We start from the raw sequence: 17907 nt of genomic DNA on the forward strand, positions 1-17907 counted from the left end.
CTCACTCCTCGTCCAGCACGTTCTCTTCGTTGCGCGTCGCATCGGCGATCTCGCCGAGCACGCCTTCGCCGAAGTCGGCGTTGAACAGTTCTTCCAGTTCGCGTCGCGCGTCCTGCGTTGATTGCAGCAGTGCGTCTTCGTCGTCGCGGATCAGGTACTGCGCACGCAGCAGGCGCTGGTCGTGCTCGCGGAAGCGTTCGGCGTGGTCGCGGGCAACGTCTTCGGGCAGGCCCAGCTCGACCAGCACCTTCTCGCCCATGCGCAGGCTGCTGTAGAACGTCTCGCGCAGCGCCCGCGCACCCAGGTCCATCAGTTCCCAGGCATGGCGGCGATCGCGCGCGCGGGCGAACACCGTCGCCTCCGGGTACAGGCGACGGATCGTGCGCACCGTGTGCAGGTTCTCCTCGACGCCGTCGATGGCGACCACGAACACCTTCACGTGGGCCGCGCCGGCCGACCGCAGCAGCTCGGCCTTGGCCGGATCGCCGTAGTACACCGGGTTGCCGAAGCGGCGCACGAAATCGACCTGGTCGGCGCTGTGCTCGATGCCGATGAACGGAATCTTCTGCGCGACCAGCAGTCGCGCGACGATCTGGCCGAAGCGGCCAAAGCCGGCGATCAGCACCTGCGGGTGCCCATCGTCGGGGAGCGTGTCGAACTCGCGCTCCTTGCGACGTGCCGGATTGGCCGCGAGCAGTCGCGATATCGCGATCAGCAGCAGCGGCGTCAACGCCATCGACACACCGACCGCGGCAGCGAGCCGATCGCGCATCGGGTCGTCGATCAGGCCCGACTTCACGCCTTCGTTGAACAGCACGAACGCGAACTCGCCACCCAGTGCCAGCACACCGCCCAGCTGCAGCGCAGCCCGTGGATCGAGCCCGCCCGGGCGGCGCCCGATCAGGTAGAGGATGGCGAACTTCACCACCATCAGCACCACCACCAGCCCGGCGATCATCCACGGCTCGGACAACACCCGCTGCAGGTCGATGCTCATGCCGACGGCAATGAAGAACAGGCCCAGCAACAGGCCCTTGAACGGATCGATCTGCGCTTCGAGTTCGTGGCGGAATTCCGAATCGGCCAGCAGCACGCCGGCGATGAAGGCGCCCAGGCCGGCCGACAGTCCGGCGATCTGCATGATCCAGGCGCTGCCCAGTACCGTCAGCAGTGCCGCGCCGGTGAACACTTCCGGCATCTGCGCGCGGGCGACCACGCGGAAGACGTGCCGCAGTACCACGCGGCCGCCGATGACCAGTGCGACCACCGCGCCGACGGCCTTGAGCACATCGTCCCAGCCGAACTCGGCGGCGCCGGCGCGACCCAGCAACGGGATCGCCGCCAGCAACGGGATCGCGGCAAGGTCCTGGAACAGCAGCACGCCGAACGCCACGCGGCCGTGGTCGGTGGTCAGCTCCTTGCGCTCGGACAGCAGCTGCAGCCCGACCGCCGTCGACGACAGCGTCAGTCCCAGGCCGACCAGCAGCGATGCCTGCCAGCTCAGTCCGGCCACCATCGCCAGGCCGCCCAGGGCCAGTCCGCACAGCAGCACCTGCAGGCCGCCGACGACGAAGACCGGCTTGCGCATCACGCGCAACCGCGCCGCCGACAATTCCAGGCCGATCACGAACAGCAGCATCACCACGCCGATCTCGGCGGCGGTGAGCACCCGCTCGGCCTCGGTCACGACGCGCAGGCCGTAGGGGCCGAGCACCACGCCGGCGGCCAGGTATCCCAGTACCGCGCCCAGACCGAAGCGGCGGAATATCGGCACCGCGATCACGGCAGCCAACAGGAATACCAGAGCAAGTTCCAGACCACCGCTGTGCATGAGCACCTCCTGCCTTCGAGTATAAGTGCCGACCCCCGCAGGCAGACCGTGATGCCTTCACGCCATTGCGCGCGGAAGGTGCCGTGGGGAAGGGGTCGCCAACGGCTCCGGAATCGCGATAATCCGTTCCGACCACTGAGCTTCACCCAAGGAAGGCGCCATGAAGGCATCGAGACTGATTGCGGCATTGACGTTGGCGTTGTGCTTCGGAGCGGCACTTGCCGGCGGTCGGGGCGCGGTCCGCAAGCAGATCGAGTCGACGTTGCTTGCGACCGGTACGGTCGACATCGAGACCGATGGCAGCGTCAGCGGCTACGTCCTCGATCGCGGCGGGGAACTGCCGAAGGTGGCTTTCGAATTGCTCGACAGGGCCACTCGCGTCTGGAATTTCGAGCCGATCCTGGTGGCAGGCAAGCCAGTCCGGGCGCGCACGACGATGAGCATCCGCCTGGTCGCCACGCGTGCCGGAGATGGCGACGGCGTCGAGGTGCGCATTGCCTCGGGCAATTTCGGCAAGCTCGACGTCGAGGGAGCCATCAGCAGCGTGTCACTGCCACCTCCGCAGTACCCGATGGACGCCGCTCGCGCAGGCGTCCGCGGCACGGTCTACGTCCTGGTGCGGGTCGGCAGGGATGGAAGCGTGGAGGACGCGGTTGCCGAACAAGTGAACCTGAAGGTGATCGACACCGAGGTCGGGATGGATCGCTGGCGCCAGATGCTGGCGAAGGCCGCACTGCGTGCCTCCGGCGCATGGACGTTCAGTCCGCCGACCCGCGGGGATGAGGTCGATGCCCCGTTCTGGATCGTGCGCGTGCCCGTCGACTTCGTGCTCGCCGACGAGAAGTCTCCCCGGTACGGCCAATGGGTTGCCTATGTGCCTGGCCCGCGTCAGCGCGCGCCCTGGCTTGGCGACATCGACACGTCGCTTGGCGCAGATGCGGTCGCCGCCGGATCGATCCAGCCGCTCGGCACCGGGCCGAAACTGCTGACACCGATCGGCGGGTGATCCTCCGGTCGCGTCGCCGGGGCGAGGCTGCCTGAACGGGTAATCGAGTCGGGCGCCACCCCAAAATCAACAAGTTGTCACTCCGATGTCAGGGATGTCACGCGCCTGAGGGCGGATGTCAGGCCCCTGTCACCCGGGGCGGATGGGGCGTTGCGAGGTTATCGGCTTTCCACCGTGAGCCGACCGACCATGCCTTCCGCGATCCAGAGCCGCCTCCAGCGGCGTGTCCTTACCGCCGCGCTGCTGTCGGCGCTGACCCTGCCGGTCTACGCCGGCGTTACCTGCCAGCTGTTCGACAGCACCGGCAATCCGCTGCCAGTCAACAACAGCGCCACCGGCACCGATGCCTTCGCCTGCGGGCCGAAGGCCAAGGCCAGCGGTGACCGCGCGACCGCGCTGGGCGATGAGACCTCCGCCGACGGCGCCGGCTCCACGGCCGTGGGCACCTGGTCCGACCTCAACGGCGACGGCGTGGTCGATCCGAACGAGATCACCTGGGCCAAGGGCCTGAACTCGACCGCAGTAGGCGCCGCCGCCCAGGCGATCGGCGACAACAGCACCTCGATCGGCGTGCGCGCGGTGAGCAATACCGCCGGCAGCGTGGCCATCGGCAACCAGGCCGCGACCACCCACGCCGGCGCGACCACCACGACCACCACCGTCTACAGCACGCCGCGCCAGACCACGACCACCAAGGTCGCGACCACGGCTCCGGGCAGCAGCAGCAACAGCATTGCCGTGGGCACCAGCGCCACCGCCAACGGCAGCAACTCGATCGCGATGGGCACCGGCGCGGTGACGCGCGTGCTCAACGGCACCGGGACCGTCACCGAAGATGCCAACCACATCGTCACCAAGGTCGAGACGATCAACGAAACCCCGTCGCAGGGCGCGGTGGCGATCGGCAACAACGCCCAGGTCAACGGCAACAACTCCATTGCATTGGGCACCGGAGCCACGGTCGAAGGCACCAAGGGCTATCGCGTCGATACGGCGACCAATGGCAGCTTCGGCGGCCTGCTCCCGGAAACGGCGGTCAACTCGATCGCCATCGGCAACAACGCGCGTTCGCGCGGCAACAACAACGTGGTGATCGGCTCGGGCGCCGCCACCGGCGGCGATTACGAGTACTCGCCCTACGGCACGGGCTACTTCCCGGACCAGAACTCGACCGTCGTCGGCGCCGGCGCCCAGTCCATCCGCGGACCGGGCACCGTGTTCGGCTACAGCTCGGTGTCCTACAGCGCCTATTCCACCGCGGTGGGCTACATGTCGTTCGCCCTGGGCTACGGCTCGACCGCCATGGGCGGCTGGCTGGACTGGGCCCAGGCATTCGGCGCCGCGCCGCGGGGTCCGGGCAACCTGGCCAACTCCTACGGCAAGGCCTACTCCGCCAGCCTGGGTACCGTCGCTGTCGGCGGCGGTACCTATGCCTTCGGCAACTACAGCTCGGCCTTCGGCCCGGGCGCGTCCACCGGTGATCGCGATACGGAGCACCCCGGCGAAGCCCATGCCGTCACGCGCCAGTACGACAGCACCAATCCGGCGGTGATCTCCGGTTCGACCGCAGTGGGCTTCTATGCCCAGGCGCAGGGTCGCTCCAGCATCGCCGTCGGCAACCAGAGCTATGCCCCGGACGCCGAGAGCATCGCCGTCGGCACCGACGCCCAGGCCTACGGCTGGGACAGCATCGCGCTGGGCACCGGCGCCATCTCCGGTTATCACAAGAGCATCGCCATCGGCGAGTTCGCACTGGCCGACGGCTACACCGGCACCGCCAACATCGCCTTCGGCCAGAACGCCACGGTTTCCCCGGGCGTGAGCGGCGAGACCAGCAACGCCATCGCCTTCGGCACCGGCGCGCTGGCCAACGAAACCGGCGCGGTTGCGATTGGCGCGGCCAGCCAGGCCACGGGCCTGGGCTCGACCGCGGCCGGCAACGGCGCGCAGGCGCTCGCCGATGGCAGCGCGGCATACGGCGAAAACAGCCAGGCGACCGGTCTGTACGCCTCCGCGGTGGGCAACTACGCCTACGCCGCTGGCGAGTCGGCCGTGGCAGTGGGCACCAATGCCTTCGCCACCGGCATGAACGCCGTTGCCACCGGCAACAGCGCCTACGCCGCCGGCGACGATTCGGTCGCGCTCGGTTCCTACGCGGTCGTCGAAAGCGCCGGCAGCATCGCGCTGGGCAGCGGCGCCACCGTCTATGGCGCAAACAGCGTGGCCATCGGCATGAACTCGCTCGCCGATCGCGACAACGTCGTGTCGGTCGGCAGCGCCGGCGCCGAACGGCAGATCGCCAATGTCCGCGCCGGCAGCGAGGCGACCGATGCGGTCAACAAGGGCCAGCTCGATTCGGCCATCGCCGATGTCAGCAGCAACGTCAGCGGCCAGGTGGGCGAGCTGTCGGCGGCAGCCGTGAAATACGACGACGCGACAAACAAGGACACCGTCACCCTTGGCGGTACTGGCGGCACCACCCTGGCCAACATCAAGGCCGGTACGCGCGGCGACGAAGCGGTCAATGTCGCTCAGCTGTCTGCGGTTGCTTCCGTGTTGGGTGGCGGTGCCGGGCTTCGCGCCGACGGCATGATGACCGGCCCGACGTACCTCATCCAGGGCGGCAGCCACAACACCATCGGCGCGGCCTTCGGCGCCATCGACAGCACGTTGACCGGCATCATCGGGCGCCTGGGTTCGCTCGAACACAGCCCGGGCAGCGGCGTTCCCGGCGGCACCGGCGCTGGCATGGCGATTGGTCCGGGGAGCCACGCCGAAGACGCTCGCGACACCGCCATCGGCAACGGCGCGGTGGTCGACGCCGACGGCAGCACTGCGCTTGGCAACAACAGCACGATCGGTGCGGCGGCAACCAATGCCGTGGCGGTCGGCGCCGATGCCAATGTCAGCAACGCCGGTGGCACTGCGATCGGCCAGGGCGCCTCGGTCACCGCAGACGACGCAGTGGCGATCGGCCGCGGCTCGGTGGCGAACGAAGCCAACACCGTCTCGGTGGGCAGCGTCGGCGCCGAACGCAAGGTGACCAACGTCGCCGCAGGCGTCAACGCGACGGACGCCGCCAACGTGCAGCAGATGCAGGCCGGCGACGAGCAGGCCGTGGCCACGGCCAACGCCTACACCGACACCACCGCCACGCAGACGCTGACCCGCGCCAACGCCTACACCGACAGCAAGCTCGATGCCTGGAACGACAGCTTCGACGAACTGCGCAACGACCTGGGCTACCGCCTGACCAAGCAGGACGAGCGTATCGACCGTCAGGGCGCGATGAGCAGCGCAATGATGAACATGGCGATCAATGCGGCCAACAGCCGCAGCCCGCGCGGCCGCGTCGCGGTCGGTGCCGGCTGGCAGAACGGCGAGAGCGCGCTGTCGGTGGGCTACTCCAAGGCCCTTGGCGACCGTGCCTCGATGAGCATCGGCGGTGCCTTCAGCAGCGACGACAGCTCGGCCGGCATCGGCTTCGGCATCGACCTCTAACACTCCAGCGAACACTCCAGGAAATCCACACATGAAAATGCAACGCACTTTGCTGAGCGTCGTGCTCGCCGGCCTCTGCACTCCCGTGTTCGCCGGCCAGGTCGACCTGACCGCACTCGACGACGCCACCACGCTGGCACCGCGCTTCATCGTGAAGTACCGCGCCGGCACCGCGCCGACGCAACAGGCCAGCGCCCGCCAGGCAGCGCTGGATGCCGCCACCGTCCGCGCCTCGCGCGCGGCCGGTGCCGCCATTGCCACCAACGGTTCGCAGGCGGTCACGCTGCGCACCCTGCGGGCTACCTACGCAGGCAAGCACGTTGTCGCCGCCAACCGCCACCTCGACCGCCAGCAGGCGGAGGCCGTGATGCGCCAGATTGCCGCCGACCCCAACGTCGAGTACGTCGGAGTCGACCGGATGATGCATGCGACCGCACTGCCGAATGATCCGGCGTTGAGCAGCGCCCAGATGTGGCACTACGGCACCGGTGCCGGTGGCGCGCGCGTCACCACGGCATGGGAAGCGGGCGCCACCGGCGCCGGCGTGGTGGTGGCGGTGATCGACACCGGCGCCACCGCGCATGCCGACCTCGCCCCGAACCTGCTGCCGGGCTACGACTTCATCACCGCCTCGTTCATCTCGCGCCGCGCCACCGATGGCCGCGTGCCGGGCGGCTGGGACACCGGTGACTACTCGGCCGCGAACGACTGCGGCGCCGGTTCCCCGTCCAGCAACAGCAGCTGGCACGGCACGCACGTGTCGGGAACGATCGCCGAGGTCACCAACAACGGCGCCGGCGGCGCTGGCATCGCCTACAACGCCAAGGTCGTGCCGGTGCGCGTGCTCGGCCGCTGCGGCGGCTACACCTCCGACATCAACGACGCGATCGTCTGGGCGGCCGGCGGCCACATCGAAGGTGTGCCCGACAACACCAACCCGGCTGAAGTCATCAACATGAGCCTGGGCGGCACGCACGAGTGCGAAGCCGACACGCAGGCGGCGATCAACAAGGCGGTATCGCTCGGCGCCACGATCGTGGTTGCCGCCGGCAACGACAACTCGCCGGTCGCCGGCCACGCACCGGCCAGCTGCGCCAACATCGTCACCGTCGGCGCAACCGGTGCGTCCGGCCAGCGCGCCAGCTACTCCAACTACGGCGCGGGCGTCGACCTGGCAGCGCCGGGCGGCGCGGGCGTGGAAGGCAATCCGGCCGGCTACATCTGGTCGACCCACAACGCCGGCGCCACCACGCTGGGCGCCGATCAGATGGCGGGCATGACCGGCACCTCGATGGCCACCCCGCACGTGGCCGGCGTGGTCGCGCTGATGCAGAGCGTGGCACCGCAGCCGCTCACGCCGTCGCAGGTCGAAGGCCTGCTCAAGGCGACCTCGCGCCCGTTCCCGGTCAAGCAGACGCAGGTCAACGGCGTCGGCCTGCTCGATGCCGCGGCGGCAGTCGAACGTGCCCGCACCTTCGGCCAGCCCATCGACGGCCTGCCCACCACTCCGGGCGTGGCGATGGTGCTGCCGCCGATGGCAACCGGCGCCCGCGAGCTGTACACGATCAACGTGCCGGAAGGTGCGACGAAGATCGAAATCACCACCTACGGCGGTCGCGGCGAGCTGCAGTTGCTGCTCGGCTATGAAGCCGATCCGCTGCCCAACCAGAACGTCGGCAGCTCGGTCCGTCCGGGCATCAACCAGGTGATCACGGTGGCAGCCCCGGCATCGGGCCACTACTACCTTGCCCTGTCGGCGACCAAGGACGTCAGCGGCGCGCGCATGCTGGTGAAGGTGAACTGATTGTCGCGGAAGCTCGCCTTTGCCTGTGTCGTCCTGGGGGCGAGTGTCACCGGCTTCGTCAGCTGGTACGTGGCGTCGGGTCTGGCAGACCCGACGCCCGCACCCGCCTCGATGCCCGATCACGGGATCGTCCAGCTGCAGATCGCCGACGCCGGACGTGAGGTCCGGCTGCGGCCCGGCCAGTGGCTGGCGGTGAACCTGCCGGCGACCTCGGCATCGGGCTACCGGTGCTGGATCCAGGACCCGGCTTCCCGGGTGCTCAGCATCGAGCAGGAACCGGCCCGGGCCGTCCTCAGCCATGCGTGGATCTTCCGCGCCGCCAGTGGCGGACTGGGCCACCTGGGTTTCGACTGCCGTCACGATCTGTCGGTGGAGCCGCCGCTGCGTTTCGAGTACATGATCCGCGTCGATTGACTCGGCGCGAATGGAGCCGGATGTGAGCCGGGCCCGGTCCGGCAGTGCGCCCGCTATCGTAGGATGCAGGGACGTACACGGTGCCAATGCAGGCCGGGTGAATGCGTTTTATCCGCTACAGGTTCGGCGAGTTCGAGCTCGACCCGGCATCGCGCGAACTCTGGTGTTCGGGCGAGCGCCGTCCCGTGCCGCTCAAGTCACTCGAGTGCCTCGCTTACCTGGTGGCCCACCGCGAACGCGCGGTCGGCCGCGACGAACTCATTTCCGCCGTCTGGGGGCGCACCGAGGTCAGCGACACGGTGGTGGCGCAGACAATGCGTCGCGCCCGCAAGGCGCTGGACGACGCCGGCGACCGCCAGACCATCGTGCGCACGGTGCAGAACTTCGGCTATCGCTGGGTGGCGCCGGTCGAGGTGGTGGAAGCGCGTGCGGAAGAATCGAATGCACGGACGGCAGCCGCCCCCGAAGCGACACCCCTGACCGAAGCTGCCGGGCAGTCGCCGGTCTCCACGCCAGTTCCCGAGCCGTCGCCGGCGCCAGCACCGGACCGCACTGACGCGCAGTCGTCACCCGGTGTTGCCGCTGGCGCACGCAGGCCCTGGCCGCGGCTGCTGGCGGCCGGGCTGCTCGTGATCGTGTTGATCGCCGGGGCATGGTGGCTGCGAGAAAATCGATCGGGCACGCAAACTGCGCCGCCCGCTGCGGTGGCAAACGGCGTGATCGTGCTGCCGGTCAGCATCGAACCGCCCGACCCGGAGTTCACCTGGGTGCGCCTGGGCGCCATGGAGTACGTCGCCGGGCGCCTGCGCGCCAGCGAGCTGAAGGTGACGCCGAGCGAACAGACGCTGCATCTGAACGCAGCCATGGGCAAGGACGTCAACGCCGGCACGGCCATGCCCAGCGACGCGCAACTCCAGCAGGTGCTGGCCGAGAGCGGTGCGCACTGGCTGCTGGTTCCGCATGCGCAGCGCGATCGTGATCGCTGGCGCGTGCAGTTGCGTGCGCTCGACCGTCGTTCGGAAGTGCGCGTGGACGCACAGGGCGACACACCCCTGCAGGCCATGGCCGTCGCCAGCGACGCGTGGATGCGCCGGATCGGTCGCGCGCCGTCGGCGCTGGCAGGCCCGACGCCGCTGGTCGAACGACTCCAGCGCGTTGATGCCGAACTCGACGCCGGCCAACTCGACGCCGCGCGCGAGCAGATCGTCCGCGCCCCTGTGGCGCAACGCAGCGACCCGCGCATGCTGGTTCGCGAAGGCCAGCTTGAGTATCGGGCCGGCCGCATCGACGAGGCGCAACAACTGTTCGACCGCGCGATGGCTGGCGACACCGCCACGGCCGACGCCGCTACGCGCGCAAAGGGTCTGATGGGGCTCGGCGCGGTTGCCCTGCGGCAACGGCGTTTCGAAGATGCCGAAGCACGCTACGCACAAGCTCTGTCGCTGCTGCGGGCTCCAGCGGGCGGCGCGGAGGATCCGGTCTTGCTGGGCAACGCGTACAACGGCCGCGGCGTGGCCCGGATCCGTCGCAACGATCTCGACGGCGCGGTCAGCGACCTCGGCCTGGCGCGCGTGGCCATGCAGCAGAACGGCGATACCGTGTCGGCGGCGATGGTGGGCTCCAACCTCGGAAGGCTCGAGGCCATACGCGGCCATCTGCCGCAGGCCGTGCAGGAGTTCGACAGTTCCATCGCAGTATTCGAGCGCTACCAGGTGCTCGACTACCTCGCTGCGACGCTGCAGGCGAAAGCATCGGCACAGCTGGCGATGGTGCAGCCGGCCCAGGCCCTGCAAACCCTGGAGCGGACGCGGCCCCTGTCCGGATCGATCGAGGACCCGACGCTGCGCAGCGCATTGGCGATCACCCAGGTTGGCGTACTGATCGCGAACGGGTTGCTCGACGGGGCGCAGCGTGAACTTCAAGCCTTGCCCGACGACCCGGTGGACGACACCGACGGCACGCTGTCCGGTTTGAAGATGCGGCTGGCGATCGCACGCGGCGATCGCGCTCAGGCGGCGGCGTTGGCGGCGCGGGTGCGACCGGCGTCTCCTCCGACCGACGACGGCGTGGTGGTGACGGCCGTGCAGGCCGCCGGCAACGCGACCGACGCCCGCGGCTGGCGCGCCCTGATCACGCCGGAACCCTCGTCGAATTCCGACGAGAGCGCACTGACGGCAATGTTCGCCACGGCCGTTGTCGAGCGCCGCTTCGGTGATCGCCGTGCAGCACTTGCCGCGGCCACCAGCGCGGCCCTGCTGGCCGGCCGCGATGGCAGCCCGGACGACCGCCTGCGCATGTCCGTCATCCGCGCGCTGTTGCTGATCGACGACGGACAACTGCAGGAAGCCACGGCGGTGCTGGGTGAGCTGGACCCGTATGCGTCGGTCGACTATCGCGTGGCATGGCTGGCCTGGACGCTGTACCAGCGCAGCGGCAACCCGGCCATGGCGAAGCGATCACTGGCCCGCGCCGAAGCCCTGCGTGGACAGAGGCCGCTGATGGCGGAGCCGCTGCTGTAGCGTATGTCGGCTTCCGACCCCCAAGCAGACGAGTTCTGCCATCGAGCGGGCTGCTCGACTGCGGCCTTCTAGTTGAACCACCATGCAAGCCTTCAAGAACGCCCCGCATCGTCAGCAGGATGCGACCAGGGTGCACCCAAGCGCGTTCCCGATGCCGAAACTCCATACGTCGCGGTCGAAGGCACGCCGGCGACGGATATCGAAGAGGCCAGGTGGCTCCGCCGCAATGGCTATCCAACGCCAACCGAGCTTCTGCAGCTCCAGGCGTCACGGAAGTCTCTATGCCTACTACGGAGTGTCCGCGATCTATCGCAATCATCCGGGTTTCAAGAACTACATCGAAGCTGCCGCTTTTCTTCGTGTTGCCTACATCCTGGGTGATGGCAAGGCCGCCGGACAGATCCTGAAGGACTTTCCCAAGTACGGTCCGGTCGACTACACGATCATCGATCGAAGGGCGTCGTCGCTCTACCGGACATTCGCCAAGGAGAGGAGGCCGAGCGTCCGGCCCGTCTCGCGCTGACTTCGGCGCAGCGGGCTGCCAAAAGAAAACGCCCCGCATTGCGGGGCGTTCTCGTCACGACTGTCGCAAGACTCAGCGCTTCATCGAACTGAAGAACTCGTCGTTCGACTTGGTCGTCTTCATCTTGTCGAGCAGGAACTCCATCGCGCCGATCTCGTCCATGCCGTGCAGCAGCTTGCGCAGGATCCAGATCTTCTGCAGCAGTTCCGGTTCGATCAGCAGGTCCTCGCGGCGGGTGCCGGAGCGATTGATGTCGATGGCCGGGTAGACGCGCTTCTCGGCGATGCGGCGGTTGAGGTGCACTTCCGAGTTGCCGGTGCCCTTGAACTCTTCGTAGATCACCTCGTCCATCTTGCTGCCGGTGTCGACCAGCGCAGTGGCAATAATGGTCAGCGAGCCGCCCTCTTCGACGTTGCGCGCGGCGCCGAAGAAACGCTTCGGGCGGTGCAACGCGTTGGCGTCGACACCACCGGTCAGGACCTTGCCCGACGACGGCACGACGTTGTTGTAGGCACGGGCCAGGCGGGTGATCGAGTCGAGCAGGATGACCACGTCCTTCTTGTGCTCGACCAGGCGCTTGGCGCGCTCGATCACCATTTCGGCGACCTGCACGTGGCGCGCGGCCGGCTCGTCGAAGGTCGAGGAGACGACTTCGCCGCGCACGGTGCGCTGCATCTCGGTCACTTCTTCCGGACGCTCGTCCACCAGCAGCACGATCAGGTGCACGTCCGGGTGGTTGTGCGTGATGGCCGTGGCCACCTGCTGCATCATCATCGTCTTGCCGGCCTTGGGCGGCGAGACGATCAGGGCGCGCTGGCCTTTGCCCTGCGGCGCCATCAGGTCGAGGATGCGGCCGGTGATGTCCTCGGTCGAACCGTCGCCGCGCTCGAGGCGGAACTTGCGACGCGGGAACAGCGGCGTCAGGTTCTCGAACAGGACCTTGTTCTTGCTCGCTTCCAGCGGCTCGCCGTTGATCGTGTCGACCACGGCCAGGGCGAAGTAGCGCTCGCCGTCCTTCGGCCAGCGGATGCGGCCCGACAGGTGGTCACCGGTGCGCAGGTTGAAGCGGCGGATCTGGCTGGGCGAGATGTAAGTGTCGTCCGGACCGGCCAGGTAGCTGGCTTCATGCGAGCGCAGGAAGCCGAAGCCGTCGGGCAGGATTTCCAGCACGCCGTCGGCGGCGACGCCCTCGCCATGGCGGGTCAGGACCTTGAGCAGGGCGAAGATGACGTCCTGCTTGCGGGCACGGGCGACACCTTCCTGGATCTGCAGGGTGTCGGCGAGGTCGAGCAGCTTGTTCGCCGGCATCCGCTTGAGGTCGCCCAGCGAGTACTGCGGGAAACCCTCGGGAACCTGCGGGTGCGGGCGCGGCACGAACTGCTCGCCGTTGCCACCGTCGTCTTCCATGCCACCCTGGAAGCGGTCGCGCTGGCGGTCACGGCGGTTGCGGAAGCGGTCGCGGCGGTTGTTGCGGCCGCCTTCGTCGCCGCCCTGGCCCTGCTGGCCCTGGCCGCCCTGGCCCTGCTGGCCCTGGTGCCGGTTCTGGCCCTGGCCCTGGTTCTGGCCCTGGTTCTGGCCGCCCTGGCCACGCTGGCCCTGGCCGCCTTCGCCGCCCTGCTGGGCGGGAGCGCCGTCGGCACGCGATTCAGTGGGAGCGGCAGCCGGTGCAGGCGCGCTGGGAGCGGGGGCGGCCGGCGGCGGAGCTTCCGCACGCGGCGCCGGAGCGCTTTCGGATGGGGTCTGTGCGGCGGCGGCGTTGTCGGCGGCCTTGCTCACACGCGGCTTGCGCACGCGCTTTTCGGCGGTGTCGCCAGCGTCGGGGGTGTTATCGGACAAGCAGGGATTCCTCGCTAAGGCGAGCGCTCGCAGACGGCGAGCGGGACGTCAGGGACGATGGGTTATCAGAGGGGGTGCGGCGCCGCGACTGGTCACGCGACAGGTCTGCGGAAACGCCGGGTGAGACGAAACTAGCACTGCCAAAGCGTGGCGGCAAGCGTCTGGACAGGGGGCGTTCACATCGCCGGAGAGGCCGGCGGAGCTGCGCCCGCGGGCGGGCGCAGCGGAGGGGCTCGTGGGCGGGCCGGGGCCCGGCCTCAGAGCGCCTTGTCGATCATCTGGCTCAGCTGGGCCTTGCCCACGGCGCCGATCTGGGTGGCCTGGACCTGGCCGTTCTTGAACAGCAGCAGCATCGGGATCGAGCGCACGTGGTACTTCATGGCCGTGTTGCGGTTGTGGTCGACATTGACCTTGGCGATCTTGACCTTGCCCTCGTAGGCGGCGGCCAGCTCGTCCAGGGCCGGGGCGATCATCTTGCACGGGCCGCACCATTCCGCCCAGAAGTCCACCAGGACCGGCTCGGACGACTGCAGCACGGCGGCATCGAAATCGGCATCGCCGACGTGCAAAATTTTCTCGCTCACGGGGTTCTCCTGCGGGTTGGAACGTCAGCCGGGGGGCGGCACGGGCCGCCGGCCCGGCTAGGGCCGGCCCGGGACCGGCGGTGCCGGATCGGGCGTTACGGTAAACTGGGGCGTTTCGCGGCGACTTCAAGCCCGCCGCCGACACCCGAACCGAGCCGGCCCGATGAGGCATGACCCTCTCTGGGACCGGCCCCGGCAGTCTGCGATGCGGACGCCACCCACGCAAGCGCACCGGTGCAAAACTGCATACCGCAGATAGCACGGTCCGCGCGGACAGACTGAAGCTGATGAGCGACAAGCCCCTAACCGATATTTCTTTCTCGACCTACGACCTGCATCCGAGCCTGTTGGCCGGACTCGAGGCCGCAGGATTCACTCGCTGCACCCCGATCCAGGCACTGACGCTGCCGATCGCACTGACCGGACGTGACGTCGCCGGCCAGGCCCAGACCGGCACCGGCAAGACGCTGGCGTTCCTGGTCGCGGTGATCAACCGCCTGCTGACGCGTCCGGCGCTGGCCGAGCGCAAGCCCGAGGACCCGCGCGCGCTGATCCTGGCGCCGACGCGCGAACTGGCGATCCAGATCCACAAGGACGCGGTCAAGTTCGGCAGCGACCTGGGCCTGAAGTTCGCCCTGGTCTACGGCGGCGTCGACTACGACAAGCAGCGCGAGCTGCTGCAGAAGGGCGCCGACGTCATCATCGCCACGCCCGGCCGCCTGATCGACTACGTCAAGCAGCACAAGGTCGTTTCGCTCCATGCCTGCGAAGTCTGCGTGCTCGACGAAGCCGACCGCATGTTCGACCTGGGCTTCATCAAGGACATCCGTTTCCTGCTGCGCCGCATGCCGATCCGCACCGAGCGGCAGACGCTGCTGTTCTCGGCCACGCTCAGCCACCGCGTGCTGGAGCTGGCGTACGAGCACATGAACGAGCCTGAGAAGGTGGTCGTCGAGACCGAGTTCATTACTGCAGCCAAGGTCCGCCAGAAGGTTTACTTCCCGGCCGACGAAGAGAAGATCCCGCTGTTGCTGGGCCTGCTCTCGCGCAGCGAAGGTGCGCGCACGATGGTGTTCGTCAACACCAAGGCGTTCGTCGAACGCGTTGCGCGTGCGCTCGAGCGCGGCGGCTACCGCGTCGGCGTGCTGTCGGGCGACGTGCCGCAGAAGAAGCGCGAATCGCTGCTCAACAAGTTCCAGAAGGGCCAGCTCGAGATCCTCGTCGCCACCGACGTGGCTGCGCGCGGCCTGCATATCGACGGCGTTTCGCACGTCTACAACTACGATCTGCCGTTCGATGCCGAGGACTATGTCCACCGCATCGGCCGTACCGCCCGTCTGGGCGCCGAGGGCGACGCGATCAGCTTCGCCTGCGAGCGCTATGCGATGTCGCTGCCGGACATCGAGGCCTACATCGAGCAGAAGCTGCCGGTAGTGGCGGTCGAGCCCGACCTGCTGGTCGCGCTGCCGCGCACGCCGCGCGAAGTGCCGGCCGGCGAGCCGGGCGAAGAAGAAGAAAGCATTGGCGCGATCTTCAAGGAAGCGCGCGAACAGCGTGCAGCCGACGAGGAGCGTCGTGGCGGTGGCAAGGGTCGCAGCGGCAGCAGTGCCGGTGGCCCGCGTCGCAGCAGTGGCGGTCGCAGCGATGGTCGCCCGGGCGAGCGTCGTGAAGGCGGAGCGCCGCGTGGCGAGCGCAAGCCGCGCGCGGCCGCAGCCGTCGCCGAGGCCGGTGCATCGGTCGTGGCTGCGCCGGTCGTCGCCGCGGTCACCGCGCCCACGCCGGGCCTGGCCGATGCCGAGCGCGCGCCGCGCAAGCGCCGTCGCCGTCGCGGCGGCAAGCGCGTCGAGGGCAACGGTGAAGCCACAGCCGCATCGGCCGCCGCGCCGCAGAGCAAGGGAACCCAGCAGGTGCATGCGCAGAAGCCGCCGAAGGCCGCCGCGTCGGGCGAGAAGACCGGCCTGCTCAACCGCATCGGCCGCAGCCTGAAGTCGCTGATCACCCGCGCGCCGCGCAGTCAGCACTGACGCCTGAAGCCCTCTCGGTCCTGAGCCCCTCTCCCGCTGGCGGGAGAGGGGTTGGGGTGAGGGCAGGGGCGGAAGAAGGGCGCGCAACTCCGATCACCGTCGCGGATTTCATGCCGTGCCAGTTCCCGCCGCTGGCCTTCCTCGCCCGCGCCACCGATACTTGGCGGCACGAGCAAGCACCGGTGAGCGATGAGCGTCCTGCGCTTCGACAATGTCAGCAAGCGATACAGCGGCGGCCACGACGCGCTGAGCGAAGTCAGCTTTGAAGTGGCGCCGGGCGAGATGCTGTTCGTGACCGGCCATTCCGGTGCCGGCAAGAGCACCCTGCTCAAACTCATCCATCTTTCCGAACGGCCCAGCCGCGGCGCCGTGCTGTTCGGTGACCGCAACCTGCTCAAGGTGCGCGGCCGCCGCATCGCCCTGCACCGTCGCGACGTCGGCGTGGTCTTCCAGGACCACCGCCTGCTCGCCGACCGCAGCGTCGCCGACAACGTCGCCCTGCCGCTGATCCTGCGTGGCCTGCGCCGTGGCGACATCGGCAAGCGCGTGCGCAGCGTGCTCGACAAGGTCGGCCTGGGTGCGCGTGCCGAAGCCCTGCCGACGCAACTGTCGGCCGGCGAACAGCAACGCGTCGGCATCGCCCGTGCCATCGTTGGCGAACCGCGCCTGCTGGTGGCGGACGAACCCACCGGCAATCTCGATCCCACTTTGTCGGCCGAAATCATGGCGCTGTTCGAGTCGCTGCCCGAGCGCGGCACCAGCGTGCTGGTCGCCAGCCACGACCTGGCGCTGGTCAAGCGCATGAAAAAGCGCGTGCTCGTGCTCAACCAGGGCCGCCTGGTCGACGACATCTCGCCGGAGGACCTGGCCCAGTGAGCGCGTCCTCGCAGGAAGCGACCAAGCCCCAGGCCCCTGCCGCGAAGACGCGTCCGCAGGCGCCGCGCTCGCGCCTGGGCACCTGGTTCGACCACCACCTCTACAGTCTGGTCGCCAGCCTCGGCCGCATGTTCCACAAGCCCTGGGCGACCGCGCTGACCATCGGCGTGATGGCGGTGGCGATCACCCTGCCGCTGGGCCTGTGGGCGGCACTGGGCAACATCGAGCGCTTCACCGGTTCGGTCCAGCAGGCGCGCCAGATCAGCCTCTTCCTCAAGCCGGCGGTTGCCCTCGACCGTGCCCGCGCGCTCGCCGACGAGCTGCGCGGCCGTGCCGACGTCGCCGCGCTGGAACTGCGCACACCCGAACAGGGCATGCAGGAACTGCGCGAGCACAGCGGCCTGGGTGAAGCCATTGCCGCAGTCACGTCGGATGGAGGCGAGGGCAATCCATTGCCGAGCGTGTTGATCGTCAGTCCAAAGGGCGACGAGGCCATGCTCGCGGCATCGCTGGCCAACCTGCCCGATGTCGACGTCGTCCAGCACGACGCCGGCTGGCGCCAGCGCCTGGACAGCTGGCTGCGCTTCGGCGTCCGCCTGGCCTGGGTGCTGGCAGTCCTGCTCGGCCTGGGCGCGCTGCTGGTGGTAGGCAATACGGTGCGCCTGGACATCCAGGCGCGCCGCGAGGAAATCGCCGTGCTGCAGCAGCTCGGCGCGACCGACGGCTTCATTCGCCGGCCCTTCCTTTATCTGGGCCTGAGCTACGGCCTGGTCGCAGGCGCGATCGCGCTGGCGCTGTTGACGGCCGCCGACCAGGCGCTGCGCGACCCGCTGGCCGACCTCGCCCGCAGTTATGGCAGCAGCTTCACCCTGCGCGGTTTCGACCTGCGCCAGGCCGCGGCCATCGTTTTCGGGTCCGGCCTGCTCGGCTGGATCGGCGCCGGTCTCGTTACCGGTCATTACCTGCGCCAGACCCGGCCCATCTCGTAA

General features: G+C 68.8%; 12 protein-coding genes. 9 read left to right on the forward strand and 3 right to left on the reverse strand.

Annotated elements, in window-relative coordinates:
* Position 1: 1 nt before the first annotated feature.
* A complete protein-coding gene (locus tag MNR01_RS11950) occupies positions 2 to 1831 on the reverse strand; it encodes a monovalent cation:proton antiporter-2 (CPA2) family protein (RefSeq protein ID WP_241918015.1) in 1830 nt (609 codons plus the stop codon).
* Positions 1832 to 1991: 160 nt separating this feature from the next.
* Between MNR01_RS11950 and MNR01_RS11955 the strand changes: the two genes are divergently transcribed.
* The 6 genes from MNR01_RS11955 to MNR01_RS11980 all read left to right on the forward strand — a co-directional run bounded on the left by MNR01_RS11955 (position 1992) and on the right by MNR01_RS11980 (position 11598).
* Complete coding sequence (locus tag MNR01_RS11955) at positions 1992 to 2837, forward strand: energy transducer TonB (RefSeq protein ID WP_241918016.1); 846 nt, start codon at positions 1992 to 1994, stop codon at positions 2835 to 2837.
* Positions 2838 to 3026: 189 nt separating this feature from the next.
* A complete protein-coding gene (locus tag MNR01_RS11960; RefSeq protein WP_241918017.1) occupies positions 3027 to 6338 on the forward strand; it encodes a YadA-like family protein in 3312 nt (1103 codons plus the stop codon).
* A gap of 31 nt (positions 6339 to 6369) precedes the next feature.
* Complete coding sequence (locus MNR01_RS11965; RefSeq protein ID WP_345779008.1) at positions 6370 to 8142, forward strand: S8 family peptidase; 1773 nt, start codon at positions 6370 to 6372, stop codon at positions 8140 to 8142.
* A complete protein-coding gene (locus MNR01_RS11970; RefSeq protein ID WP_241918018.1) occupies positions 8143 to 8556 on the forward strand; it encodes a hypothetical protein in 414 nt (137 codons plus the stop codon).
* Positions 8557 to 8657: 101 nt separating this feature from the next.
* A complete protein-coding gene (locus MNR01_RS11975; RefSeq protein ID WP_241918019.1) occupies positions 8658 to 11075 on the forward strand; it encodes a winged helix-turn-helix domain-containing protein in 2418 nt (805 codons plus the stop codon).
* 295 nt (positions 11076 to 11370) lie between these two features.
* Positions 11371 to 11598 carry a hypothetical protein gene (locus tag MNR01_RS11980; RefSeq protein WP_241918020.1) on the forward strand — a complete coding sequence of 76 codons (228 nt, stop codon included), beginning with the start codon at positions 11371 to 11373 and terminating at the stop codon, positions 11596 to 11598.
* A 72-nt stretch (positions 11599 to 11670) separates the two neighbouring features.
* Here MNR01_RS11980 and rho read toward each other — a convergent pair whose 3' ends face one another.
* A complete protein-coding gene (rho, locus tag MNR01_RS11985) occupies positions 11671 to 13389 on the reverse strand; it encodes a transcription termination factor Rho (RefSeq protein WP_241920609.1) in 1719 nt (572 codons plus the stop codon).
* A 302-nt stretch (positions 13390 to 13691) separates the two neighbouring features.
* Positions 13692 to 14018 (reverse strand): thioredoxin TrxA, encoded by a 327-nt coding sequence (gene trxA / locus MNR01_RS11990; protein ID WP_200607627.1) that lies wholly within the window; start codon positions 14016 to 14018, stop codon positions 13692 to 13694.
* A gap of 287 nt (positions 14019 to 14305) precedes the next feature.
* Here trxA and rhlB point away from each other — a divergent pair, with 287 nt between their 5' ends.
* From rhlB to ftsX, 3 genes are all read left to right on the forward strand, one after another.
* Positions 14306 to 16042, forward strand: coding sequence for an ATP-dependent RNA helicase RhlB (gene rhlB / locus MNR01_RS11995; protein ID WP_241918021.1), 1737 nt, complete (start codon positions 14306 to 14308; stop codon positions 16040 to 16042).
* A 189-nt stretch (positions 16043 to 16231) separates the two neighbouring features.
* Positions 16232 to 16918, forward strand: coding sequence for a cell division ATP-binding protein FtsE (gene ftsE, locus MNR01_RS12000; protein ID WP_241918022.1), 687 nt, complete (start codon positions 16232 to 16234; stop codon positions 16916 to 16918).
* 74 nt (positions 16919 to 16992) lie between these two features.
* A complete protein-coding gene (ftsX, locus tag MNR01_RS12005) occupies positions 16993 to 17907 on the forward strand; it encodes a permease-like cell division protein FtsX (protein ID WP_241920610.1) in 915 nt (304 codons plus the stop codon).

It is taken from the genome of Lysobacter sp. S4-A87 (assembly GCF_022637455.1).
Taxonomy (GTDB): domain Bacteria; phylum Pseudomonadota; class Gammaproteobacteria; order Xanthomonadales; family Xanthomonadaceae; genus Lysobacter_J.

Bases quoted from the DNA above. Each gene is read 5' to 3' on its own strand.
- MNR01_RS11950 (WP_241918015.1), bottom strand. From the start codon at position 1,831: ATGCACAGCGGTGGTCTGGAACTTGCTCTGGTATTCCTGTTGGCTGCC.
- MNR01_RS11955 (WP_241918016.1), top strand. From the start codon at position 1,992: ATGAAGGCATCGAGACTGATTGCGGCATTGACGTTGGCGTTGTGCTTC.
- MNR01_RS11960 (WP_241918017.1), top strand. From the start codon at position 3,027: ATGCCTTCCGCGATCCAGAGCCGCCTCCAGCGGCGTGTCCTTACCGCC.
- MNR01_RS11965 (WP_345779008.1), top strand. From the start codon at position 6,370: ATGAAAATGCAACGCACTTTGCTGAGCGTCGTGCTCGCCGGCCTCTGC.
- MNR01_RS11975 (WP_241918019.1), top strand. From the start codon at position 8,658: ATGCGTTTTATCCGCTACAGGTTCGGCGAGTTCGAGCTCGACCCGGCA.
- rhlB (WP_241918021.1), top strand. From the start codon at position 14,306: ATGAGCGACAAGCCCCTAACCGATATTTCTTTCTCGACCTACGACCTG.
- ftsE (WP_241918022.1), top strand. From the start codon at position 16,232: ATGAGCGTCCTGCGCTTCGACAATGTCAGCAAGCGATACAGCGGCGGC.